The organism is Deltaproteobacteria bacterium (genome assembly GCA_022340465.1).
In the GTDB taxonomy this organism is placed as follows: domain Bacteria; phylum Desulfobacterota; class Desulfobacteria; order Desulfobacterales; family B30-G6; genus JAJDNW01.
This window is the reverse complement of the sequence record JAJDNW010000055.1, coordinates 1-7,042: the sequence shown is the minus strand read 5'-3', so window position 1 is coordinate 7,042 and position 7,042 is coordinate 1. Positions and strand designations below refer to the sequence as shown.

The following is a 7,042-nucleotide window of genomic DNA, read 5'->3' as shown; positions in this document are numbered from 1 at the left end:
CATTTACGCCAGGAACGAACCGGATCTGTACCGGGCCGTCGGCTGGTGCATGGCCCAGGACCGGTTGTTTCAGATGGACCTGATCCGCCGGGCCACCTCGGGGAGGCTTTCGGAAATTTTCGGCGAGCAGACCGTTAAGGTGGACCATCTCATGCGGGCGTTGCGCATCCCGGAAAAATCGCGGCTGATCATCTCGAAAACCGACGCCGGCATTCTGCAGTTGGCCGAGGCCTTTTGCGACGGGGTCAACCAGTACGTGGGCAGCCACAGGGACCGCCTGCCGGTGGAGTTTTCCATCCTCCGTTATGCGCCCGAGAAATGGCAGGTGGAACACGTCTTCAACGTGGTCAGTTTCATGGCCTTCGACCTTTCCACCGCGTGGTCGACCGAAATCATGTTCCACCGGGTCCTGGAAAAGGTCGGCCGGGAGCGGCTGCAGGAGATTTTGCCGGATGCCGCCGGGTACGGCCGGGTGATCTATCCGGAATTCACGGGAAAAACAGCCGATATCGGGATCGACGACACGCTGCTTGCCGGGGCCGGGATGCTGGAGCGAATCGGCCTCACCGTTTTCAGCGGCAGCAACAATTGGGTCGTGTCGGGCGAGAAAAGCGTCACCGGCAAGCCGATTCTGGCCAACGACATGCACCTGGGCCTCAGTTCGCCCGGGATCTGGTACCAGATGCACCAGGTGGTGGAAGGCGGGGGCTTGAACGTCACCGGCGTGGTCGTGCCCGGGCAGCCCTTTGTCACCGCCGGGCACACGGACCGCATCGCCTGGGGATTCACCAACGTCATGGTCGACGACATGGATTTCTACCTGGAGAAGATCAATCCCGAAAACCCCAACCAGTACGAGTTCAACGGTCAGTGGAAAGAGATGCAGGTGAGGCGTGAAAAGATCGGCGTAAAGGGGGGCGATGTCGTCGAGAAGGAGATCCGTTTCACCCACCGGGGGCCGATTGTCTCGGAACTCAAAGAGCTTGGGGATACCGCCATCTCCATGCGCTGGACAGGCAACGCTTACAGCAATGAGTCGCGCACGCTATATCTTCTGGGAAAAGCCCGCAACTGGGATGACTTTAAAAATGCGGTGAAGACGTTCACCTCCGTGAGCCAGAACGTCGTCTACGCGGACGTGGACGGCAACATCGGCCTCTACTGTGCCGCCGGCATTCCCATACGGGAAAAGGGCGCCGGCATGGCGGTCATGCCGGGCTGGACCGACCGCTACGACTGGAAGGGGTTTGTGCCCTTCGAGGAGCTGCCGCACAGCTACAACCCGGCATCGGGCTACCTTTGTTCGGCCAACAACAAAACCGTGGGGGACGCCTATCCCTACTACATCAGCGCCTGGTTCGTACCGGACTACCGCTTCCGGCGGATCGAGGAGATGCTGGCCTCCAAAAAGACGCTTTCCGTCGAGGACGTTATTGCGATGCAGGCCGACTGGAAATCCAAGCTGGTGGAGGGCATGCTGCCGGACCTGGTTGCCGTTGTATCGTCTGCGGGCGACCTGACCCCATTGGAAAGGCGGGCGGCGTCCCTGCTGGCGGACTGGGACGGCGTGATGACCGCCGACAGTGGGGCGGCGGCTTTGTTTGAAACCTTTTATGTCAGCTTCATGCGCAACGTGTTCGCCGACGACCTCGGCGCTGACCTGTTCGACGAATTCATTGCCCCGGGGTTCGTCACCAGCCTGGCAGTGGAGCGGGTGTGGGCCAACCGCTCTTCCAGCTGGTATGACCGGGCCGGGACCGCGGACCGCAGGGAGACCTTCACCGATGTGGTGAGAATGAGCTTCAAGGATGCGGTCGCCTGGCTGGAAAAGGAGATGGGAGGAAATCCGGACAAATGGCAGTGGGGCAAGATCCACCGGCTGACCCTGGCCCACCCCCTGGGCAGCGTCAGGATGCTGGACCGGATCTTCAAGCTCAACCGGGGGCCCTATGCCGTCGGCGGCAGCTCGCACACCGTGAGTCCCTACATGTACCGCTACACCAAGCCCTTCGAGGTCTATCACGGCGCGTCCCACCGCCACATCTATTCCCTGGCCGACTGGAACGCCTCGCTTACGATCATCCCCACCGGCACCTGCGGCGTTCCCGCAAGCCCCTATTACTGCGACCAGACAAATGATTACCTGAACAACCAATATCACCACGATTATGTCGGCAGGGATCTGGTGGAAAAGAGCGCTAAACACGTCACGACGCTGACCGGGAAATAGGGTGCCGCCGCACGGGCGATCGTCCGGTTGCGTGCCCGGCGCGGACTTTTTTTACAACCCATCGGAACCGTTGCGGCGCGCCGATACCCTGTCTCTACAGCAGGGTCTTCATCAGATGAGGTGAAGGAACATGCACCAAGGAAAAGAGGAAATTTACGCTTCCGTAAAGAATATCTTGTCTGAAAAATTCAACCTAAGGCCGGAAACCCTGACACTGGACGATTACCTGGTGGATGACCTCGGAGCCGACAGCCTGGATATAGTGGAGCTCATCCTCTATCTCGAGGAAAATTACGGCGTCCCCATCGATGAAGACCAGGCCGAGATGCTTGAGACCGTCGGCGATGTCGTAGACTTTCTGCACAATGCCCAACCGCATCATCCCGGTGGAAAATGATCTGTCTATTGATAAATTTTGGGGACGTTCATAAATATATAAATATCTAATTGTTCGTCAATGTATATTTGTTGCTTTTAATCAGCTTTTCACCTCTACGTACAGCAATGCTTATAGCCGGTTGGGATAGTCCGAATTTTTTTGAGAGCGTTGTCATGCTGATGCCCAGTTCCGTGTTTCCCCAGTAGCAAACCATATCTCTAGCCATTACGACCCGGGGTCTTTTGCTTTTTTCCCATATATCGCCGAAGGGCAGTTCAAGAAGCTGCGCGACCCTTTTTGCCACGGTATCCAAGTCAAAACCTGCAGCCTTGAGGCGATACCTGCGTTCCATGTTTTCGTTAGCCGTTTTCAGGGTTGATTCAACAAAATCGCCGTCGCCCAAAATTCTTTCATCGGAAACCATGCGTAAATTTGCTGACCTCATTCCAGCAAGAGCAGCCCATCCACCTGCCGATCGAACAAGTCCACCGCCGGTAAATTCCGGTCGCCTGCCGAGGGGAACACCATTTGCAACAAATTGAAGATAAGCCTTTTTTGCAGCCGATTTTCTTTTATGAAAAAAGCCGAGTACATAGTTGGTGTATTGCCAATGATAGACATGTTTGCCGGTCACGGCGCTGTGGCCGCAGAAAGGATACCTTGCAAGTTCCTTGAGATCATCAACGATGCCGGCCCGGAGAGGGTTTAGGTGAATGTACCTTACCAGCTCAAGAAGATATGCATCTTCTTGACAAAGAATTGATTTGTACCGGTTCTGGAATAAATGGCCATGCCGCTTGTGGCGACGGTTAAAGTAGACTGCATGCCCTGTCAACAGCTGTCGCATCAGCATCGAAATTGGCTTAAGGCCGGTTTTTAACAATAAATGGAAGTGATTGGGCATTATCGCCCATGCATAGCAGGGCGTTTTGGTTTCTTCCAAAATTTTAGCAAGGCGATCCAGAAAATTATTCCGGTCGGCATCGTCTTTAAAGATCGGTTTTTTTTCAATGCCTCTGGCAATAATATGGTGCAAAGCACCTGGTGCATCAATTCGCGCTTTTCGTGGCATGCGGAAAAGCATAGCGGTAGCTTTAAGGGGTGTCAAGTTATTTATAAATTAATGAACGTCCCCTATAATTGATTTTTGCGATTGACAATAAATGCAACATACGGTTTTATCAACGGTTACGGATATTGTGTTAAGAAGCCGATTTAATACATAAACATAATTGGAGGGACAACCCGTGGAAATCATTGTGTTGCTTAAGCAGGTGCCATCGACGGAGTCAATGATCGAAATCGCCGGTGACGGCGCATCCATTAAGACCGACGGCATCAAGTGGGTGATTAACCCCTATGACGAGCTTGCCGTGGAAGAGGCGTTGCGAATCCGGGAGGCACAGGGCGGCAGCGTGACCATCGTTACCGTGGGACGCGAAAAGGCGGCCGAGGCCGTGCGCACCGCCCTTGCCATGGGGGCGGACAAGGGGGTTCTGGTCAGCGACCCGGCTTTGGAAAACGCCGACGGTCTGGCAACGGCCAAGGTGCTCGCCCATGTGCTGAAGGAGATGCCTTATGATCTGATTATTGCCGGCCACCGGGCCGTGGATGACGACAACTACCTGGTGGGCGCGGCCGTGGCGGACAAACTCGGCCTGCCCTTGATCAACATGGTTTTCAAGGAGGAGGTAGCGGACGGGCGGATTACCTGCCACAAGACCGTTGACGGCGGCAGCGTCGTGGTCGAGGCTGCACTGCCTGTTTTGTTTACCACCCAGCGGGGGCTGAACGAACCCCGCTACGCCTCGCTGCCCGGCATCATGAAGGCCAAGAAAAAACCCTTGGACACAAAAACCATGGCCGACCTGGGGTTGTCCGCCGATGACGTCGGCGCGGCCAAGGTCCGTGTCGTGGCCTTGAAAACACCGCCGGAGCGTTCGGGGGGAAAGATGATCGAAGGCGATACGGCTGCGGATAAGGCGGCGGCGCTGGTCAAGGCGCTGCATGAAGAAGCCAAGGTTATCTGATCTGCATTTACAAACGAGACGCGGAATCATAGAGGAGTGAAAAATGTCGAACGTCATCCTTGCCATAACAGAACAGACAGACGGTCTGTTTCGAAAAGTGACTTATGAAATACTGAGCGAAGGCAAAAAAATAGCCGCCGCAAACAGCTTCGAGCTTGTGGCGGTGGTTCTGGGGTCCGGCCTCGGGGCGGCCCCGGAGGCCCTGAAAACGTTCGGGGCCGACAGGATTGTGGTCGCCGACAAGCCGGAACTTGCCGACTATGCGGGGTCGACGTATGCCGACGTGCTGTCCGCCCTGATCGAGAAGGAGGGGGCGGAGCTGGTGCTTTTCGGTGCCACGGCCCAGGGAAAGGAGCTGTCGGCATGCCTGGCGGCACGCTGTGACGCCGCCCTGGCAGGAGACTGCATTGCCCTGTCATGGGCAAACGGAACCGTGACCGCCACACGGCCCATGTACGGCGGCAAGATACTGGCCGATGTCGAGCTTGGCGGGAGCCTCAAAATAGTTTCCATCAGGCCCAATTCCATGACCATCGTCGAATCCCAGGGGGCCGGCAGCATTGAGACCCTCGACGCGACCCCGGGGGAATCGCCTGTGAAGCTGATCGAAAAGCACATGGAAACCGGCAAGGTCGACCTGACGGAGGCCGAAGTCGTCGTGTCCGGAGGCAGGGGCATGGGCGGTGACGACTATGCCGTGATCGAGGAGCTGGCGGATGCGCTGGGCGGGGCGGTCGGTGCCTCCCGGGCGGCCGTGGACGAAGGCTGGCGGCCGCATGCCGACCAGGTGGGGCAGACCGGCAAGGTCGTCTCGCCGGCGCTGTATGTCGCCTGCGGCATTTCAGGCGCCATCCAGCATCTGGCGGGGATGTCTTCGGCCAAAGTGATCGTTGCCATCAACAAGGATCCCGAGGCGCCCATCTTCCTGAAATCCGATTACGGGGTCGTGGGAGACCTGTTTGAAATCGTTCCGGCGGTAACGGAGGAAGTCAAAAAACTCAACACATGAAGATTCATCTCGTCAGCCTGGGATGCGCCAGAAATCAGGTGGACACGGAATCGATGACCGGCAGCCTCGTGGCGGCCGGGCATGTCATAACTACTGAAGCCGAAGAAGCGGACGTTATCGTGATCAACACCTGCAGTTTCATCGAATCGGCTGTGGATGAGTCCATCGACACCATTCTGGCCCTGGCGGAACTGAAAAAAACCGGTGCCTGCAGCAGACTCGTGGTAGCCGGCTGCCTTCCGGAACGCTACCAAAAAGACATAGCCGCATCCTTGCCCGAAGTGGACCGGTTTATCGGCACCGGCGCATTCGATCAGATAGTAAGGGTTGTCGAGGCGGATCAGACGGTCGATACATGCCTGTTTCCCGATCCGGATGCCCTCGCTCCGCCTGTGAACGACAGCAGCCGGGTTTTAAGCCAGTCGCACATGGCCTACCTGAAGATCGCCGAAGGGTGCGACCGGCACTGTACGTACTGCATCATACCACGGCTCCGGGGGCGCCAGAAAAGCCGTCCGCTGCATCAGGTCGTGGATGAAGCCCGGCGCCTGATCGAGGACGGTGTCCGGGAACTCGTGCTCGTGGCCCAGGAAACGACGGCCTACGGCTCCGACCTGGGCATGCGCCACGGGCTGGCCGTCCTTTTGGAAAAACTGGCGGATATTTCGAAAGACGTCTGGCTGCGGGTGTTGTACGGACACCCGGAAAGTATTGACGATGAAGCCATCGAGGCCCTGGGAGGTCTTCCGAACGTGTGCTCCTATTTCGATATCCCGGTGCAGCACGCCAGCTCCCGGGTGCTGCGGAATATGGGGCGCTCTTACACGCGCAGCGACCTGTACGATCTATTCGGAAAGATAAGAGCGCGCATTCCCGATGCCAGCCTGAGATCGACCCTGATTGTCGGCTTTCCCGGGGAAACCGGGGCGGATATAGACACCCTGCTGTCCTTTGTCGAAAAGGTACGGTTCGATCACCTGGGCGTGTTCACCTATTCGGACGCCGATGACCTGCCGTCACATCGCCTCGGGGATCACGTTCCTGCGGAGACGGCCCGGGAACGGTATGAGCTGATCATGTCCCGCCAGGCGATTATTGCGGAAGACAACAACCAAACGCATATTGGAAAGACGCTTTCCGTGCTGGTCGAGGAAGCCTCTGAAGAAAATCTTTACACCGGCCGGACCTGGTTTCAGGCGCCCGAGGTTGACGGTGTCACTTACGTGCGCGCGACATCCTTGCAGCCCGGCACTTTTTCCAGGGTGCATATTACCGATGCCTATGAATACGATCTCGTAGGCGAAATCATAACCCCTTGAGATGCGCAGCCATCGGACAGATGCACATCTCAGGGTTTATGACCTAAGATGAAATTTTCATGCCGATAATTCGTT

6 protein-coding genes are annotated in these 7,042 nt (G+C 56.9%); 5 read left to right on the top strand and 1 reads right to left on the bottom strand.

Annotated elements, in window-relative coordinates:
- Both LJE94_08535 and acpP read left to right on the top strand, forming a co-directional pair.
- Positions 1 to 2,230, top strand: a 2,230-nt coding sequence (locus LJE94_08535; protein ID MCG6910153.1) for a penicillin acylase family protein, incomplete at its 5' end; no start/stop codon positions are given.
- Positions 2,231 to 2,360: 130 nt separating this feature from the next.
- Complete coding sequence (gene acpP, locus LJE94_08530) at positions 2,361 to 2,627, top strand: acyl carrier protein (GenBank protein ID MCG6910152.1); 267 nt, start codon at positions 2,361 to 2,363, stop codon at positions 2,625 to 2,627.
- Between the two features lie 46 nt (positions 2,628 to 2,673).
- Here the strand turns inward: acpP and LJE94_08525 are convergent, their stop codons facing one another.
- Positions 2,674 to 3,681: a transposase gene (locus tag LJE94_08525; GenBank protein ID MCG6910151.1), complete on the bottom strand. Its 1,008-nt coding sequence runs from the start codon at positions 3,679 to 3,681 to the stop codon at positions 2,674 to 2,676.
- Positions 3,682 to 3,856: 175 nt separating this feature from the next.
- On the opposite strand from LJE94_08525, the gene LJE94_08520 reads away from it, so the two are divergent.
- Genes LJE94_08520 through rimO form a run of 3 tightly spaced genes read left to right on the top strand, consistent with a single transcriptional unit; the run spans position 3,857 to position 6,967 of the window.
- Positions 3,857 to 4,639 carry an electron transfer flavoprotein subunit beta/FixA family protein gene (locus tag LJE94_08520; GenBank protein ID MCG6910150.1) on the top strand — a complete coding sequence of 261 codons (783 nt, stop codon included), beginning with the start codon at positions 3,857 to 3,859 and terminating at the stop codon, positions 4,637 to 4,639.
- Between the two features lie 43 nt (positions 4,640 to 4,682).
- Positions 4,683 to 5,648 carry an electron transfer flavoprotein subunit alpha/FixB family protein gene (locus tag LJE94_08515; GenBank protein MCG6910149.1) on the top strand — a complete coding sequence of 322 codons (966 nt, stop codon included), beginning with the start codon at positions 4,683 to 4,685 and terminating at the stop codon, positions 5,646 to 5,648.
- Positions 5,645 to 6,967, top strand: coding sequence for a 30S ribosomal protein S12 methylthiotransferase RimO (gene rimO / locus LJE94_08510; GenBank protein ID MCG6910148.1), 1,323 nt, complete (start codon positions 5,645 to 5,647; stop codon positions 6,965 to 6,967). Before LJE94_08515 ends, rimO begins: the two co-directional genes overlap by 4 nt.
- The last annotated feature ends 75 nt before the right edge of the window (positions 6,968 to 7,042 follow it).

Excerpts from the sequence above, each read along its gene's own strand:
- acpP (MCG6910152.1), top strand. The coding sequence starts at position 2,361 with ATGCACCAAGGAAAAGAGGAAATTTACGCTTCCGTAAAGAATATCTTG.
- LJE94_08525 (MCG6910151.1), bottom strand. The coding sequence starts at position 3,681 with ATGCCACGAAAAGCGCGAATTGATGCACCAGGTGCTTTGCACCATATT.
- LJE94_08515 (MCG6910149.1), top strand. The coding sequence starts at position 4,683 with ATGTCGAACGTCATCCTTGCCATAACAGAACAGACAGACGGTCTGTTT.
- rimO (MCG6910148.1), top strand. The coding sequence starts at position 5,645 with ATGAAGATTCATCTCGTCAGCCTGGGATGCGCCAGAAATCAGGTGGAC.